The 16,018-nt window shown below is 42.1% G+C and carries 16 protein-coding genes and 1 pseudogene; all 17 read left to right on the top strand.

The annotated features are described in order from the left end of the window. The 17 genes and pseudogenes from N8M09_RS02930 to N8M09_RS02850 all read left to right on the top strand — a co-directional run bounded on the left by N8M09_RS02930 (position 1) and on the right by N8M09_RS02850 (position 15,991). Positions 1-1,263, top strand: coding sequence for a glutamate-5-semialdehyde dehydrogenase (locus N8M09_RS02930; protein ID WP_261063678.1), 1,263 nt, complete (start codon positions 1-3; stop codon positions 1,261-1,263). Between the two features lie 3 nt (positions 1,264-1,266). Beyond that, entirely contained in the window at positions 1,267-2,064 is a 798-nt protein-coding gene (gene proC / locus N8M09_RS02925) for a pyrroline-5-carboxylate reductase (RefSeq protein ID WP_261063676.1), read from the top strand. Between the two features lie 228 nt (positions 2,065-2,292). Continuing rightward, the gene (gene tmk, locus N8M09_RS02920; RefSeq protein WP_261063674.1) at positions 2,293-2,931 is read left to right on the top strand and encodes a dTMP kinase; all 639 of its coding nucleotides are present in this window, start codon (positions 2,293-2,295) and stop codon (positions 2,929-2,931) included. After that, a complete protein-coding gene (locus tag N8M09_RS02915; RefSeq protein ID WP_261063672.1) occupies positions 2,928-3,818 on the top strand; it encodes a DNA polymerase III subunit delta' in 891 nt (296 codons plus the stop codon). Before tmk ends, N8M09_RS02915 begins: the two co-directional genes overlap by 4 nt. Positions 3,819-3,856: 38 nt before the next feature. Further along, positions 3,857-4,174, top strand: a complete 318-nt coding sequence (gene yabA / locus N8M09_RS02910) for a DNA replication initiation control protein YabA (protein WP_000358227.1) — start codon at positions 3,857-3,859, stop codon at positions 4,172-4,174. 2 nt (positions 4,175-4,176) lie between these two features. Next, positions 4,177-5,055 (top strand): 16S rRNA (cytidine(1402)-2'-O)-methyltransferase, encoded by an 879-nt coding sequence (rsmI, locus tag N8M09_RS02905; protein ID WP_261063670.1) that lies wholly within the window; start codon positions 4,177-4,179, stop codon positions 5,053-5,055. Positions 5,056-5,291: 236 nt separating this feature from the next. After that, the gene (trmFO, locus tag N8M09_RS02900) at positions 5,292-6,626 is read left to right on the top strand and encodes a methylenetetrahydrofolate--tRNA-(uracil(54)-C(5))-methyltransferase (FADH(2)-oxidizing) TrmFO (RefSeq protein ID WP_261063668.1); all 1,335 of its coding nucleotides are present in this window, start codon (positions 5,292-5,294) and stop codon (positions 6,624-6,626) included. Between the two features lie 83 nt (positions 6,627-6,709). Next, positions 6,710-7,447 (top strand): UMP kinase, encoded by a 738-nt coding sequence (gene pyrH, locus N8M09_RS02895; protein ID WP_000002996.1) that lies wholly within the window; start codon positions 6,710-6,712, stop codon positions 7,445-7,447. Positions 7,448-7,455: 8 nt separating this feature from the next. Further along, positions 7,456-8,013 (top strand): ribosome recycling factor, encoded by a 558-nt coding sequence (gene frr / locus N8M09_RS02890; protein ID WP_001262225.1) that lies wholly within the window; start codon positions 7,456-7,458, stop codon positions 8,011-8,013. A gap of 59 nt (positions 8,014-8,072) precedes the next feature. Next, a complete protein-coding gene (gene cvfB, locus N8M09_RS02885) occupies positions 8,073-8,927 on the top strand; it encodes an RNA-binding virulence regulatory protein CvfB (protein WP_001095458.1) in 855 nt (284 codons plus the stop codon). Positions 8,928-8,935: 8 nt separating this feature from the next. Continuing rightward, positions 8,936-9,151: a YozE family protein gene (locus tag N8M09_RS02880; RefSeq protein ID WP_001232083.1), complete on the top strand. Its 216-nt coding sequence runs from the start codon at positions 8,936-8,938 to the stop codon at positions 9,149-9,151. A gap of 84 nt (positions 9,152-9,235) precedes the next feature. Further along, entirely contained in the window at positions 9,236-10,240 is a 1,005-nt protein-coding gene (locus N8M09_RS02875; RefSeq protein WP_261063665.1) for a PhoH family protein, read from the top strand. A 106-nt stretch (positions 10,241-10,346) separates the two neighbouring features. Beyond that, entirely contained in the window at positions 10,347-10,916 is a 570-nt protein-coding gene (locus N8M09_RS02870) for a GNAT family N-acetyltransferase (RefSeq protein ID WP_261063663.1), read from the top strand. Between the two features lie 67 nt (positions 10,917-10,983). Beyond that, positions 10,984-11,634 carry a helix-hairpin-helix domain-containing protein gene (locus N8M09_RS02865; RefSeq protein WP_261063662.1) on the top strand — a complete coding sequence of 217 codons (651 nt, stop codon included), beginning with the start codon at positions 10,984-10,986 and terminating at the stop codon, positions 11,632-11,634. Beyond that, entirely contained in the window at positions 11,618-13,858 is a 2,241-nt protein-coding gene (locus N8M09_RS02860; RefSeq protein WP_261063660.1) for a DNA internalization-related competence protein ComEC/Rec2, read from the top strand. Before N8M09_RS02865 ends, N8M09_RS02860 begins: the two co-directional genes overlap by 17 nt. A 358-nt stretch (positions 13,859-14,216) precedes the next feature. Beyond that, positions 14,217-14,804 (top strand): ABC transporter ATP-binding protein, encoded by a 588-nt coding sequence (locus N8M09_RS02855; protein WP_261063658.1) that lies wholly within the window; start codon positions 14,217-14,219, stop codon positions 14,802-14,804. 3 nt (positions 14,805-14,807) lie between these two features. Then, positions 14,808-15,991 (top strand): annotated as a pseudogene (locus tag N8M09_RS02850) (ABC transporter permease). The last annotated feature ends 27 nt before the right edge of the window (positions 15,992-16,018 follow it).

Genomic DNA, 16,018 nt, shown 5'->3' with positions numbered 1-16,018 from the left:
ATGGTAAGTACACAAGAACAATTTGAACAGGTACAGGCTGTTAAAAAATCTATCAACACAGCTAGTGAAGAGGTGAAAAACCAAGCCTTGCTAGCCATGGCTGATCACTTACTAGCAGCTACTGAGGAGATTTTAGCGGCTAATGCCCTTGATATGGAAGCGGCTAAAGGTAAAATTTCAGATGTGATGCTGGATCGTCTTTATTTGGATGCAGGTCGTATAGAAGCAATGGCAACTGGGATTCGTGAAGTGGTTGCCTTACCAGATCCAGTCGGTGAAGTTTTAGAAACCAATCAGCTTGAAAATGGTTTGGTTATCACCAAGAAACGTGTGGCTATGGGGGTCATCGGTATTATCTATGAAAGCCGTCCAAATGTGACGTCTGATGCGGCTGCTTTGGCTCTCAAGAGTGGAAATGCGGTCGTTCTTCGTAGTGGTAAGGACGCCTATCAAACAGCCCATGCCATTGTCACAGCTTTGAAGAAGGGCTTGGAGACGACTACTATTCACCCAGATGTGATTCAACTGGTGGAAGATACTAGCCGTGAAAGTAGCTATGCTATGATGAAGGCCAAGGGCTATCTAGATCTTCTTATTCCTCGTGGAGGAGCTGGTTTGATCAATGCAGTGCTTGAAAATGCTATTGTACCAGTTATCGAGACAGGAACTGGGATTGTCCATGTCTATGTGGATAAGGATGCAGATGAAGACAAGGCTCTGTCTATCATCAACAATGCTAAAACCAGCCGTCCTTCTGTCTGTAATGCCATGGAGGTCTTGCTGGTTCATGAAGACAAGGTAGCAAGCTTCCTTCCTCGTTTGGAGCAAGTTCTAGTTGCAGAGCGTAAAGAAGCTGGGTTGGAACCAATTCAATTCCGCCTAGATAGCCAAGCAAGTCACTTTCTTTCAGGCCAAGCAGCTGAGGCTCAAGACTTTGACACCGAGTTTTTAGACTATGTTCTAGCGGTTAAGGTTGTGAGCAGTTTAGAAGAAGCGGTTGCGCATATTGAAGCTCACAGTACGCATCATTCGGACGCCATTGTAACGGAAAATGCTGAAGCTGCAGCTTACTTTACAGATCAAGTGGATTCAGCAGCGGTTTATGTTAATGCCTCAACTCGTTTCACCGATGGTGGTCAATTTGGTCTGGGTTGTGAAATGGGGATTTCTACTCAAAAACTGCACGCGCGTGGTCCAATGGGCTTGAAAGAGTTGACTAGCTACAAGTATGTGGTTACTGGTGATGGGCAGATAAGGGAGTAAGAGATGAAGATTGGATTTATCGGTTTGGGGAATATGGGTGCTAGCTTGGCCAAGGCTGTCTTGCAGATCAAGACAGGTGATCAAATTCTCCTTGCCAATCGAAGCCAAGCCAAGGTGGATGTTTTCATTGCTGACTTTGGCGGTCAAGCTTCTAGCAATGAAGAAATTTTTGCAGAAGCAGATGTGATTTTTCTAGGAGTAAAGCCTGCACAGTTCTCAGACTTGCTTTCTCAATATCAGACTATCCTTGAAAAACGAGAAAGTCTTCTTTTGATTTCTATGGCAGCTGGATTGACTTTAGAAAAACTAGCAAGTCTTATCCCAAGTCAACACCGAATTATTCGTATGATGCCAAATACTCCTGCTTCTATCGGTCAAGGAGTGATTAGCTATGCCTTGTCTCCTAATTGCAGGGCTAAGGACAGTGAGCTCTTTTGTCAGCTTTTAACCAAGACTGGCCTCTTGGTTGAACTAGGAGAAAGCTTAATAGATGCAGCGACAGGTCTTGCAGGCTGTGGACCAGCCTTTGTCTATCTCTTTATTGAGGCCTTGGCAGATGCGGGTGTTCAGACAGGATTACCACGAGAAATAGCATTGAAAATGGCAGCACAAACTGTGGTAGGAGCTGGTCAATTGGTCCTAGAAAGCCAAGAGCATCCTGGGGTCTTGAAAGACCAAGTTTGTAGCCCAGGCGGTTCGACTATCGCTGGTGTAGCAAGCCTAGAAGCGCATGCTTTTCGAGGAACAGTCATGGATGCAGTTCATCAAGCCTACAAACGAACACAAGAATTAGGTAAATAAGAGGTAGTTTTATCTGCCTCTTTTATGGTGGTTGATACTCTTCGAAAATCTCTTCAAACTGCGTCAGCTTCCATCTGCAACCTCAAAACAGTGTTTTGAGCAACCTGCGGCTAGCTTCCTAGTTTGCTCTTTGATTTTCATTGAGTATGAAATGAGAAGACAAAAAGATTATCACAAACCCCTATTTTTTTGATAGAATAGAAGTAGTAAAAAAGAAATGAGTTAGACATGTCAAAAGGATTTTTAGTCTCTCTTGAGGGACCAGAGGGAGCAGGAAAGACCAGTGTTTTAGAGACTCTGCTCCCAATTTTAGAGGAAAAAGGGGTAGAGGTGCTGACGACCCGTGAACCTGGCGGAGTCTTGATTGGGGAGAAGATTAGGGAAGTGATTTTGGACCCAAGTCATACTCAGATGGATGCTAAGACAGAACTCCTTCTCTATATCGCCAGTCGCAGACAGCACTTGGTGGAAAAAGTTCTTCCAGCACTTGAAGCTGGCAAGTTGGTCATTATGGACCGCTTCATCGATAGTTCCGTTGCCTATCAGGGATTTGGTCGTGGTTTGGACATTGAAGCCATTGGCTGGCTCAATCAGTTTGCGACAGATGGCCTTAAACCCGATTTGACACTCTATTTTGACATCGAGGTGGAAGAAGGACTGGCTCGCATTGCTGCTAATAGCAATCGTGAGGTCAATCGTTTAGACTTGGAAGGGTTGGACTTGCATAAAAAAGTCCGTCAAGGGTACCTTTCTCTTCTGGACAAAGAAGGAAATCGTATTGTCAAGATTGATGCTAGTCTCCCTTTGGAGCAAGTTGTGGAAACTACCAAGGCTGTCTTGTTTGATAGAATGGGATTAGCTAAATGAAACAAGATCAACTAAAGGCCTGGCAGCCAGATCAGTTTGACCGATTTGTCCGTATTCTAGAACAAAACCAGCTCAATCACGCCTATCTCTTTTCAGGTTTCTTTGGAAGCTTGGAAATGGCTCAATTTTTGGCTAAGAGCCTCTTTTGTACGGATAAGGTAGGTGTGTTGCCATGTGAGAAATGTCGAAATTGTAAGCTGATTGAACAGGAAGAATTTCCCGATGTCACTTTGATTAAGCCAGTCAATCAGGTTATTAAGACAGAACGCATTCGGGAATTGGTGGGACAGTTTTCTCAAGCAGGGATTGAAAGCCAGCAGCAGGTATTTATCATCGAGCAGGCGGAGAAAATGCATCCCAACGCAGCTAACTCTCTGCTCAAGGTCATTGAAGAACCTCAGAGTGAAGTTTACATTTTCTTTTTAACTAGTGATGAGGAAAAAATCTTGCCGACAATCCGTAGTCGGACCCAAATTTTTCACTTTAAAAAGCAAGAAGAGAAGCTCATCTTGCTCTTAGAACAAATGGGGCTGGTCAAGAAAAAAGCGACTCTTTTAGCTCAGTTTAGTCAATCGCGAGCTGAAGGAGAAAAGTTGGCTAATCAGGCAAGTTTTTGGACCTTGGTCGATGAAAGTGAACGCCTGCTGACTTGGTTAGTAGCTAAGAAAAAAGAAAGTTATCTGCAAGTTGCTAAATTAGCGAACTTGGCTGATGACAAGGAAAAACAAGATCAAGTTTTACGAATTCTTGAAGTCCTCTGTGGGCAGGACCTCCTGCAAGCAAGAGTAAGAGTGATTCTACAAGATTTGCTAGAAGCTAGAACAATGTGGCAAGCTAATGTCAGCTTTCAAAATGCTATGGAATATCTGGTCTTGAAAGAAATGTAAACTCAAAATGAACGATAAAGAAAGGAATGGGCTGTTTTATGGACAAAAAAGAATTATTTGACGCGCTGGATGATTTTTCCCAACAGTTATTGGTAACCTTGGCCGATGTGGAAGCCATCAAGAAAAATCTCAAGAGCCTGGTAGAAGAAAATACAGCTCTTCGCTTGGAAAATAGTAAGTTGCGCGAACGCTTAGGTGAGGTGGAAGCAGACGCTCCTGTCAAGGCTAAGCATGTTCGTGAAAGTGTCCGTCGAATTTATAAAGATGGTTTTCACGTATGTAATGATTTTTATGGACAACGTCGAGAGCAGGATGAGGAATGTATGTTCTGTGACGAGTTGTTATACAGGGAGTAGGCATGCAGATTCAAAAAAGTTTTAAGGGGCAGTCTCCCTATGGAAAGCTGTATCTAGTGGCAACGCCGATTGGCAATCTAGATGATATGACCTTTCGTGCTATCCAGACATTGAAAGAAGTAGATTGGATTGCTGCTGAGGACACGCGCAATACAGGTCTTCTGCTCAAGCATTTTGATATTTCTACTAAGCAGATTAGTTTTCATGAGCACAATGCCAAGGAAAAAATTCCTGATTTGATTGGTCTCTTGAAAGCAGGGCAAAGTATTGCTCAGGTATCCGATGCGGGACTGCCTAGTATCTCAGACCCTGGTCATGATTTGGTCAAGGCAGCGATTGAGGAGGAAATCGCAGTTGTCACCGTTCCAGGTGCCTCTGCAGGGATTTCTGCCTTGATTGCAAGTGGTTTAGCGCCACAGCCACATATCTTTTACGGCTTTTTACCGAGAAAATCAGGTCAGCAAAAGCAATTTTTCGACTCGAAAAAAGACTATCCTGAAACACAAATTTTCTATGAATCCCCCCATCGTGTGTCAGATACGTTAGAAAATATGCTAGAAGTCTACGGTGACCGCTCGGTCGTCTTGGTTAGGGAATTGACTAAAATCTATGAAGAATACCAAAGAGGTACAATCTCTGAATTGCTGGAAGGCATCTCTGAAACGCCACTTAAGGGAGAATGCCTTCTCATCGTTGAAGGTGCCAGTCAGGATGTGGAGAAAAAAGACGAGGAGGACTTGTTCTTAGAAATCCAAGCCCGTATCCAGCAAGGCATGAAGAAAAATCAAGCCATTAAAGAAGTAGCAAAGATTTACCAGTGGAATAAAAGCCAGCTTTACGCTGCCTACCACGACTGGGAAGAAAACCAAGAAAATGACTAAACAGGGAAGTTTGCCTTCTTCCCTTTTTTTGTTATACTAGTAGAAGAAAAAAATAGAAAGATTTGTGGGAGTGAAAAAGTCCTGTGGACTTTTTCAGCCTGAGCCAGGAAATTCGAAAGCGAAGTAAGTCTTGTGGACTTTTTCAGCCTGAGCCAGGAAATTCGAAAGCGAAGTAAGTCCGATTGGCTTTTTCAATGTGAACCTTGTCTTCACACTCCCAAAGAGGTATTAGTGTCGTGTCTCAATCTTATATCAATGTTATCGGTGCTGGTTTGGCAGGTTCTGAAGCAGCCTACCAAATTGCAGAGCGTGGTATTCCAGTTAAACTTTATGAAATGCGTGGTGTCAAGTCAACACCCCAGCACAAAACAGACAATTTTGCTGAGTTGGTTTGTTCCAATTCTCTACGTGGAGATGCTTTGACAAATGCAGTGGGGCTTCTTAAGGAAGAAATGCGTCGCTTGGGTTCAGTTATCTTGGAATCTGCTGAAGCAACCCGTGTTCCTGCAGGAGGAGCTCTTGCGGTGGACCGTGATGGTTTCTCTCAAATGGTGACCGAAAAAGTGGCCAACCATCCCTTGATTGAAGTGGTGCGTGATGAAATTACAGAGTTGCCGACAGATGTTATTACAGTTGTGGCGACTGGTCCCTTGACTAGCGATGCCCTGGCTGAAAAGATTCATGCCCTTAATGACGGTGATGGTTTCTATTTCTACGATGCGGCAGCGCCGATTATCGATGTCAACACTATCGATATGAGCAAGGTCTATCTCAAATCTCGTTATGATAAGGGAGAAGCCGCTTATCTCAACGCTCCCATGACCAAGCAAGAATTTATGGATTTCCATGAAGCCTTGGTCAATGCGGAAGAAGCTCCGCTCAATTCTTTTGAAAAAGAAAAGTACTTTGAAGGCTGTATGCCTATCGAAGTCATGGCTAAACGTGGTATTAAAACCATGCTTTATGGTCCTATGAAACCAGTCGGTCTTGAGTATCCAGAAGACTACACAGGCCCTCGTGATGGCGAATTCAAAACACCTTATGCGGTGGTTCAGCTTCGTCAGGACAATGCGGCTGGTAGTCTTTACAATATCGTTGGTTTCCAGACCCACCTCAAATGGGGAGAGCAAAAACGTGTCTTCCAAATGATTCCAGGCCTTGAAAATGCTGAGTTTGTTCGTTATGGTGTCATGCACCGCAATTCTTATATGGATTCACCAAATCTTCTTGAGCAAACCTATCGTTCCAAGAAACAGCCAAACCTCTTCTTTGCTGGTCAGATGACGGGCGTGGAAGGCTATGTAGAGTCAGCAGCGTCAGGATTAGTTGCGGGAATTAACGCGGCTCGTCTTTTCAAGGGAGAAAGCGAGGCTATTTTCCCAGAGACGACAGCGATTGGAAGCTTAGCTCATTACATCACCCATGCGGACAGCAAACATTTCCAACCAATGAATGTCAATTTCGGAATCATCAAGGAGTTGGAAGGAGAGCGTATCCGTGATAAGAAGGCTCGTTATGAAAAAATTGCAGAGCGTGCTCTTAGCGACTTAGAGGAATTTTTAACAGTCTAATTTTTTTGAAAGAATTGCTCATGATACTATAAAAATCTTAGAAATTGTGATAAAATAGGTAGGATAAAAGAAGGAGAGTGAAAATGGCGAATCCCAAGTATAAACGTATTTTAATCAAGTTATCAGGTGAAGCCCTTGCCGGTGAACGTGGCGTAGGGATTGATATCCAAACAGTTCAAACAATCGCAAAAGAGATTCAAGAAGTTCATAGCTTAGGTATCGAAATTGCCCTTGTTATCGGTGGAGGAAATCTCTGGCGTGGTGAACCTGCTGCAGAAGCAGGAATGGACCGCGTTCAGGCAGATTACACAGGAATGCTTGGGACTGTTATGAATGCTCTTGTGATGGCAGATTCATTGCAACAAGTTGGGGTTGATACGCGTGTACAAACAGCGATTGCTATGCAACAAGTAGCAGAGCCTTATGTCCGTGGCCGTGCCCTTCGTCACCTTGAAAAAGGCCGTATCGTTATCTTTGGTGCCGGAATTGGTTCACCTTACTTCTCAACCGATACAACAGCGGCCCTTCGTGCAGCTGAAATCGAAGCAGATGCCATCCTTATGGCTAAAAATGGTGTCGACGGTGTTTACAATGCCGATCCTAAGAAGGACAAGACAGCTGTTAAATTTGAAGAATTGACCCACCGTGACGTTATCAATAAAGGTCTCCGTATCATGGACTCAACAGCTTCAACCCTCTCAATGGACAACGATATTGACTTGGTTGTCTTTAACATGAACCAACCAGGCAACATCAAACGTGTCGTATTTGGTGAAAATATCGGAACAACAGTTTCAAATAATATCGAAGAAAAGGAATAAGAAAGATTATGGCTAACGCAATTATTGAAAAAGCTAAAGAGAGAATGACCCAGTCTCACCAATCACTTGCTCGTGAATTTGGTGGTATCCGTGCTGGCCGTGCCAATGCAAGCTTGCTTGACCGTGTACATGTAGAATACTATGGAGTCGAAACTCCTCTTAACCAAATCGCTTCAATTACCATTCCAGAAGCGCGTGTTTTGTTGGTAACACCATTTGACAAGTCTTCATTGAAAGACATCGAACGTGCTTTGAACGCTTCTGATCTTGGTATCACACCAGCGAATGACGGTTCTGTGATTCGCTTGGTTATCCCAGCTCTTACAGAAGAAACTCGTCGTGACCTTGCTAAAGAAGTGAAGAAGGTCGGTGAGAATGCTAAGGTGGCTGTCCGCAATATCCGTCGCGATGCTATGGACGAAGCTAAGAAACAAGAAAAAGCAAAAGAAATCACTGAAGACGAATTGAAGACTCTTGAAAAAGACATTCAAAAAGTAACAGACGATGCTGTTAAACACATCGACGACATGACTGCCAACAAAGAGAAAGAACTTTTGGAAGTCTAAAAATAAACAGAAAAACTCAGTTGGCATTGCTGGCTGAGTTTTATTCGAAAGAAGGAAATATGAATACAAATCTTGCAAGTTTTATCGTTGGACTGATCATCGATGAAAACGACCGTTTTTACTTTGTGCAAAAGGATGGTCAAACCTATGCTCTTGCTAAGGAAGAAGGTCAACATACGGTAGGGGATACGGTCAAAGGTTTTGCCTACACGGATATGAAGCAAAAACTCCGCCTGACCACTCTAGAAGTGACCGCCACTCAGGACCAATTTGGTTGGGGAACTGTAACGGAAGTTCGTAAAGACTTGGGTGTCTTTGTGGATACAGGCCTTCCTGACAAGGAAATCGTTGTGTCACTCGATATTCTCCCTGAGCTCAAGGAACTCTGGCCTAAGAAGGGCGACCAACTTTACATCCGTCTCGAAGTGGACAAGAAAGACCGTATCTGGGGACTCTTGGCTTATCAAGAAGACTTCAAACGTCTGGCTCGTCCTGCCTACAACAACATGCAGAACCAAAACTGGCCAGCCATTGTTTACCGCCTCAAGCTGTCAGGGACTTTTGTTTACCTGCCAGAAAATAACATGCTTGGCTTTATCCATCCTAGCGAGCGCTACGCAGAGCCACGTTTGGGTCAAGTTTTAGATGCGCGTGTTATTGGTTTCCGTGAAGTGGACCGTACTTTGAACCTATCCCTTAAACCACGTTCCTTTGAGATGTTGGAAAATGATGCCCAGATGATTTTGACCTACTTGGAAAGCAATGGTGGTTTCATGACCTTGAATGACAAGTCATCCCCTGAGGATATCAAGGCAACCTTTGGAATTTCTAAAGGTCAGTTCAAGAAAGCACTCGGTGGCTTGATGAAGGCTGGTAAAATCAAGCAAGACCAGTTTGGGACAGAGTTGATTTAGGGAGACATATGAGAAAATCATTTTACACTTGGCTCATGACCGAGCGCAATCCTAAAAGTAACAGTCCCAAAGCTATCTTGGCAGACCTAGCTTTTGAAGAGTCAGCCTTTCCAAAACACACAGATGATTTTGATGAGGTGAGTCGCTTTTTGGAGGAGCATGCCAGTTTCTCTTTTAACCTAGGAGACTTTGACGCTATCTGGCAAGAATACATAGAGCACTAGCATGATTCACTGGGTTTGGGCTAGTAATTTCTCCACCCCTTTGCTATAATAAAAAGAAATAAAAGGATTAGAGAGGTTCTTTATTTGAAGGAACATTCAATAGACATTCAACTGAGTCATCCAGATGACCTGTTTCATCTTTTTGGTTCCAATGAACGCCATCTTCGTTTGATGGAAGAAGAGCTTGATGTGGTGATTCATGCTCGTACGGAGATTGTGCAGGTTTTGGGAGAAGAGACTGCCTGTGAGGAAGCCCGTCAGGTTATTCAGGCTTTGATGGTCTTGGTAAATCGTGGGATGACCGTTGGTACGCCAGATGTGGTGACTGCAATTAGTATGGTCAAAAACGATGAAATTGACAAGTTTGTCGCCCTTTACGAAGAAGAAATTATCAAGGACAATACAGGGAAGCCTATTCGTGTCAAAACCTTGGGTCAAAAACTTTATGTGGATAGTGTTAAACAGCACGATGTGACCTTTGGAATTGGGCCTGCAGGGACAGGGAAGACCTTCCTTGCAGTGACTTTGGCCGTGACTGCCCTTAAACGTGGGCAAGTCAAACGAATTATCCTGACACGCCCAGCGGTGGAAGCAGGAGAGAGTCTAGGTTTTCTTCCAGGTGATCTTAAGGAGAAGGTAGATCCTTACCTTCGACCTGTTTATGATGCCTTGTATCAGATTCTGGGGAAAGACCAAACGACTCGACTCATGGAGCGTGAAATTATCGAGATTGCGCCCCTTGCCTATATGCGTGGACGGACCTTGGATGATGCCTTTGTCATTCTCGATGAGGCGCAAAATACGACCATCATGCAGATGAAGATGTTCTTGACTCGTTTAGGCTTTAATTCTAAGATGATTGTCAATGGAGATATCAGTCAGATTGACTTACCACGTAATGTCAAGTCCGGTTTGATTGATGCCCAAGAAAAGCTCAAGAACATTCACCAGATTGACTTTGTTCATTTTTCAGCTAAGGATGTGGTTCGCCATCCAGTTGTTGCTCAGATTATTCGAGCTTATGAACCAGCTCCGATTAAAAAAGAAGAGAGTGAAGAATTAGAGCCTCAACCTCTATCTGAAGGATAGTTCTTTTGTACTTAAAGTTATCTCAATACCAAGTATAAATTTGCTTTTTAAATATTTCATTCAATATCCTTATCTTAGTTAGAAACTTTTCAAGTGGTGGAATCCTATGGAATCAATCTTTTTAAAACTAGCTCAGTATCCCATAGTCGAGACAGAGCGTTTATTGCTTAGACCTGTAACCTTGGATGATGCGGAAGCAATGTTTGACTATGCCTCGGACAAGGATAATACGCGCTACACTTTTCCAACCAATCAAAGCTTGGAAGAAACCAAGAATAACATTGCTCAGTTCTACTTGGCCAATCCCTTAGGACGTTGGGGAATAGAGCTAAAAAGCAATGGTCAGTTTATTGGAACTATTGACCTGCACAAGATTGATCCTGTTCTTAAGAAGGCAGCTATTGGCTACATTATCAATAAAAAGTATTGGAATCAAGGATTGACGACAGAAGCCAATCGTGCCGTAATTAAGCTAGTTTTTGAGAAAATAGGAATGAACAAGTTAGTTGCTCTTCACGATAAGGATAATCCTGCGTCAGGAAAGGTCATGGAGAAATCAGGAATACGTTTTTCCCACGAAGAAGCTTATGCTTGTATGGACCAGCATGAAGAAGGCCGAATCGTGACAAGAGTTCATTATGTCTTGACCAAGGAAGACTATTTTGCAAATAAATAAGCAGTTGAGAAGAAATTTTCAACTGTTTTTTTCTTCCTCTTACGAATAATCTAAGAGAGGAGAAAATATGGAAGCAATTATCGAGAAAATCAAAGAGTATAAAATCATTGTCATCTGTACTGGTCTGGGCTTGCTTGTAGGAGGATTTTTCCTGCTAAAGCCAACTCCACAAACACCTGTAAAAGAAACGAATTTACAGGCAGAAGTCGCAGCTATTTCCAAGGACTCATCGACCGAAAAGGATGTGAAGAAGGAAGAAAAGGAAGAACCCGTTGAACAAGATCTAATCACAGTAGATGTAAAAGGCGCTGTTAAAGCACCTGGAATTTATGATTTGCCGGTAGGTAGTCGAGTCAATGATGCTGTTCAGAAGGCTGGTGGCTTGACAGAGCAAGCAGATAGCAAGTCGCTCAATCTAGCTCAGAAAGTTAGTGATGAGGCTCTGGTTTACGTTCCCACTAAGGGAGAAGAGGCAGCTAGTCAGCAGGCAGGTTCTGGGGCAGCTTCTTCGACGAGCAAGGAAAAGAAGGTCAATCTCAACAAAGCCAGTCTGGAAGAACTCAAGCAGGTTAAGGGTCTGGGAGGAAAACGAGCTCAGGATATTATCGACCATCGTGAGGCAAATGGGAAATTCAAGTCGGTTGATGAACTTAAGAAGGTCTCTGGCATTGGTGCTAAAACGATGGAAAAGCTAAAAGACTATGTTACAGTGGATTAAGAATTTCTCTATTCCCCTAATTTACCTGAGTTTTCTGTTATTTTGGCTTTACTACGCCATTTTTTCAGCATCTTATCTTGCTTTGTTGGGCTTCGTTTTTCTGCTAGTCTGTCTTTTTATTCAATTTCATTGGAAACCTGCTAGCAAAGTTCTAGTGATTTGCGGAATCTTTGGATTTTGGTTTCTGTTTCAAACTTGGCAACAGAGTCAAGCGAGTCAAAATTTGGCAGATTCTGTTGAAAGGGTACGGATTTTGCCTGACACTGTTAAGGTCAATGGTGATAGTCTATCCTTTCGTGGCAAGGCTGATGGACGCATTTTTCAAGTCTATTATAGACTCCAGTCGGAGGAGGAGAAAGAAGCCTTTCAAACTTTAACAGCCCTTCATGAGATAGAACTAGAAGGAAAACTTTCGGAGCCAGAAGGGCAGAGAAATTTTGGTGGTTTTGACTACCAAGCTTATCTGAAGACTCAGGGAATTTTCCAGACTCTCAATATCAAAAAAATCCAGTCACTTCAAAAGGTAAGCAGTTGGGATATAGGCGAAAACTTGTCCAGTTTACGCCGTAAGGCTGTAGTTTGGATTAAGACACACTTTCCAGACCCTATGCGTAACTACATGACGGGTCTCTTGCTGGGACATCTTGATACAGACTTTGAGGAGATGAATGAACTTTATTCCAGTCTCGGGATTATCCACCTTTTTGCCTTGTCGGGCATGCAGGTAGGATTTTTCATGGATGGCTTTAAGAAACTACTTTTGCGATTGGGTTTGACCCAAGAAAAGTTGAAATGGTTGACTTATCCCTTTTCCCTTATTTATGCAGGTCTGACAGGATTTTCAGCTTCGGTCATTCGCAGTCTTTTGCAAAAGTTACTGGCTCAACATGGTGTTAAGGGCTTGGATAATTTTGCCTTGACAGTCCTTGTCCTCTTTATCGTCATGCCCAACTTTTTCTTGACAGCAGGAGGAGTCTTGTCCTGCGCCTATGCTTTTATCTTGACTATGACCAGTAAAGAAGGAGAGGGGCTCAAGGCTGTTGTTAGAGAAAGTCTAGTCATCTCCTTGGGCATATTGCCCATTCTATCCTTCTATTTTGCGGAATTCCAACCTTGGTCTATCCTTTTGACCTTTGTCTTTTCCTTTCTTTTTGACTTGATCTTCTTACCGCTCTTGTCTATCTTATTTGCCCTTTCCTTTCTCTATCCAGTCATTCAGCTTAATTTTATTTTTGAATGGTTGGAGGGAATGATTCGCTTGGTATGGCAGGTGGCAAGTAGACCTTTGATCTTTGGACAACCCAATGCATGGCTTTTAATTTTATTGTTAATTTCCTTGGCTTTAGTCTATGATTGTAGGAAAAATATTAAAAGAGTAGCTGGCTTCAGCTTATTTATTGTGGGTCTCTTTTTCTTGACCAAGCATCCACTGGAAAATGAAATTACCATGATGGATGTTGGGCAAGGGGAAAGTATTTTCCTACGGGATGTAACTGGTAAAACCATTCTCATAGATGTCGGTGGCAAGGCAGAATCTAATAAGAAAATCGAAAAATGGCAAGAAAAGGCGACGACCAGCAATGCACAGAGAAGCTTGATCCCCTATCTAAAAAGTCGAGGAGTAGCCAAGATTGATCAGCTAATTTTGACAAATACGGACAAGGAACATGTTGGAGATTTGCTGGAGGTGACCAAGGCATTCCATGTAGGGGAAATTTTAGTGTCCAAAGGCAGTTTGAAACAGAAGGAATTTGTGGCAGAACTACAGGTGACTCAAACCAAAGTACGCAGTGTGACAATGGGAGAGAACTTGCCAATTTTTGGAAGTCAGTTAGAAGTCCTATCTCCAAGGAAAATTGGAGATGGAGATCATGAAGATTCCCTGGTTTTGTATGGAAAACTCTTGGATAAAAACTTTCTCTTCACTGGAAATTTGGAGGAAAAAGGAGAGAAGGAATTGCTGAGGCAATATCCTGACCTAGAGGTGGATGTTTTGAAAGCTAGCCAACATGGCTCTAAAAAATCATTAAGTTCAGCCTTTCTAGAAAAACTCAAACCAGAGTTCACTCTCATTTCAGTTGGAAAGAATAATCGAACGAAACTCCCCCATCAGGAAACCTTGGCTCGGCTGGAAGGTATCAATAGCAAAGTTTATCGAACTGACCAGCAGGGAGCTATACGCTTTAAGGGGTGGAATAGTTGGAAAATCGAAAGCGTTCGATAGGAAGGATAAATACTATATATTAGTAAAATAAACTAAAAATCTGTTGCATAATAATGATAAAAACGATATAATGAAAGCGTATTCAATATCAATGATATAAAACTATTAAAAATTAGCAAAAACCGTTTAATTAGTTAGTTTATGATCTATTTGTCTTTTTCAGTCCAGTGTATCTGCTGTGAGCGTTCTTAAAACTTATCGGTATGATTGGAAAGTATAGTACGAACTATCACAGTCTCGTTATGATAGATATGATGAGTATAGCGTTGATGGTGGTTAAATTACGATTTTTTAGAGATATAAATTATTACAACGGTGGTTGTTAATCTTTCAAGAGTGATAAAAAGGAGGACTGGATATGTTGCAACTTACTCATGTGACCTTAAAAACGCGACAAGTCATCTTACAAGATGTTGATTTTACATTTGAAAAGGGTAGGATTTATGGTATTCTTGCTATCAATGGTTCTGGAAAGACGACACTGTTCCGAGCCATTAGCAATTTAATTCCTATAAGTAGCGGAAATATCGCAGTCTCTCCTTCTTTGTTTTATTATGAGAGTATTGAATGGCTGGATGGAAACTTAAGTGGGATGGACTATCTTCGCCTTATCAAAAACATCTGGAAGTCAGGTCTGAACTTGAGGGATGAAATTGCCTACTGGGAAATGTCTGACTATATCAGCCTTCCCATTCGCAAGTATTCCTTAGGCATGAAGCAACGCTTGGTGATTGCTATGTATTTCCTCAGTCAGGCGAAATGCTGGCTTATGGATGAGATTACAAATGGCTTAGATGAGTATTATCGACAGAAGTTTTTTGATAGGCTAGCACAAATCGATAGACAAGAACAGCTGGTTCTTTTAAGTTCTCACTACAAAGAGGAGTTAGTGGAGATTTGCGATAGCATCGTAACCATTCGTCAGGGGCAGATAGAAGAGGTTTAGTTTATGAAAGATGTTAGTCTATTTTTATTGAAAAAAGTTTTCAAAAGTCGCTTAAACTGGATTATCTTAGCTTTATTTGTATCTGTACTCGGTGTTACCTTTTATTTCAATAGTCGGACTGCAAACTCAGTCAGCTTGGAGGGAAAGTTGGAAACTCGTCTTGTAGCAATTGAGAGAGTCTCAATGAATATGAAGAGAAACTCTCCCAAATATCTGACACCAGCTCGGAGGAATACCAAATTGCTAAAAATACTTTAGACGTGCAAAAGAATCATTTGACTCAAAAGACAGAAATTCTGACTTTATTAAAAGAAGGGCGATGGAAAGAAGCCTACTATTTGCAGTGGCAAGATGAAGAGAAGAATTATGAAAGGATATCAAATACCCCGACTTCTAGCTCTGAACTAAAAATGGGGGCTGACCGCGAGCGAAAGATTTACCAAGCCTTATATCCCTTGAACATAAAAGCGCACAATTTAGATTATCCGACCCACGGGATTGATCAGATTGTCTGGATTTTAGGGATTATCATCCCAAGCTTGTTTGTGATTGCTATTATTTTTATGCTAACGCAACTATTTGCGGAAAGATATCAGAATCATCTGGACACAGCTCAGTTATATCCTTTTTCAAAAGTGACATTTGCAATGTCTTCTCTTGGAGTTGGGGTGGGCTATGTAACTGTGCTGTTTATTGGAATCTGTGGTTTTTCTTTCCTAGTGGGAAGTCTGATAAGTGGTTTTGGACAGTTAGATTATCCCTACCCGATTTATAGCTTAGTGAATCAAGAGGTAACTATTGGAAAGATACAAGATGTGTTATTTCCTAGCTTGCTCTTAACTTTCTTAGCTTTTATTGTCATTGTGGAAGTCGTCTACTTGATTACTTACTTTTTCAAGCAAAAAATGCCTGTCCTCTTTCTTTCACTCATTGGGATTGTTGGCTTATTGTTTGGCATCCAAACAATTCAGCCTCTTCAAAGGATTGCACATCTGATTCCCTTTACTTACTTGCGTTCAGTGGAGATTTTGTCTGGAAGATTACCTAAGCAAATTGATAATGTCAATCTAAATTGGGACATGGGGCTAGTTTTACTTCCTTGCCTGATTATCCTTTTGTTAGTGGGGATTCTATTTATCGAAAGATGGGGAAGTTCACAGAAAAAAGAAGTTTTTAATAGATTCTAGCTTTCCTATAGGGAAAATAAGTAAAAA

Source organism: Streptococcus mitis (assembly GCF_946190375.1).
GTDB classification, from domain to species: domain Bacteria; phylum Bacillota; class Bacilli; order Lactobacillales; family Streptococcaceae; genus Streptococcus; species Streptococcus mitis_CJ.
This window is presented reverse-complemented; position numbering and strand designations above follow the sequence as displayed.

Coding starts and splice junctions, on each gene's coding strand:
- N8M09_RS02930 (WP_261063678.1), top strand. CDS start 1: ATGGTAAGTACACAAGAACAATTTGAACAGGTACAGGCTGTTAAAAAA.
- proC (WP_261063676.1), top strand. CDS start 1,267: ATGAAGATTGGATTTATCGGTTTGGGGAATATGGGTGCTAGCTTGGCC.
- tmk (WP_261063674.1), top strand. CDS start 2,293: ATGTCAAAAGGATTTTTAGTCTCTCTTGAGGGACCAGAGGGAGCAGGA.
- N8M09_RS02915 (WP_261063672.1), top strand. CDS start 2,928: ATGAAACAAGATCAACTAAAGGCCTGGCAGCCAGATCAGTTTGACCGA.
- yabA (WP_000358227.1), top strand. CDS start 3,857: ATGGACAAAAAAGAATTATTTGACGCGCTGGATGATTTTTCCCAACAG.
- rsmI (WP_261063670.1), top strand. CDS start 4,177: ATGCAGATTCAAAAAAGTTTTAAGGGGCAGTCTCCCTATGGAAAGCTG.
- pyrH (WP_000002996.1), top strand. CDS start 6,710: ATGGCGAATCCCAAGTATAAACGTATTTTAATCAAGTTATCAGGTGAA.
- frr (WP_001262225.1), top strand. CDS start 7,456: ATGGCTAACGCAATTATTGAAAAAGCTAAAGAGAGAATGACCCAGTCT.
- cvfB (WP_001095458.1), top strand. CDS start 8,073: ATGAATACAAATCTTGCAAGTTTTATCGTTGGACTGATCATCGATGAA.
- N8M09_RS02880 (WP_001232083.1), top strand. CDS start 8,936: ATGAGAAAATCATTTTACACTTGGCTCATGACCGAGCGCAATCCTAAA.
- N8M09_RS02870 (WP_261063663.1), top strand. CDS start 10,347: ATGGAATCAATCTTTTTAAAACTAGCTCAGTATCCCATAGTCGAGACA.
- N8M09_RS02865 (WP_261063662.1), top strand. CDS start 10,984: ATGGAAGCAATTATCGAGAAAATCAAAGAGTATAAAATCATTGTCATC.
- N8M09_RS02860 (WP_261063660.1), top strand. CDS start 11,618: ATGTTACAGTGGATTAAGAATTTCTCTATTCCCCTAATTTACCTGAGT.
- N8M09_RS02855 (WP_261063658.1), top strand. CDS start 14,217: ATGTTGCAACTTACTCATGTGACCTTAAAAACGCGACAAGTCATCTTA.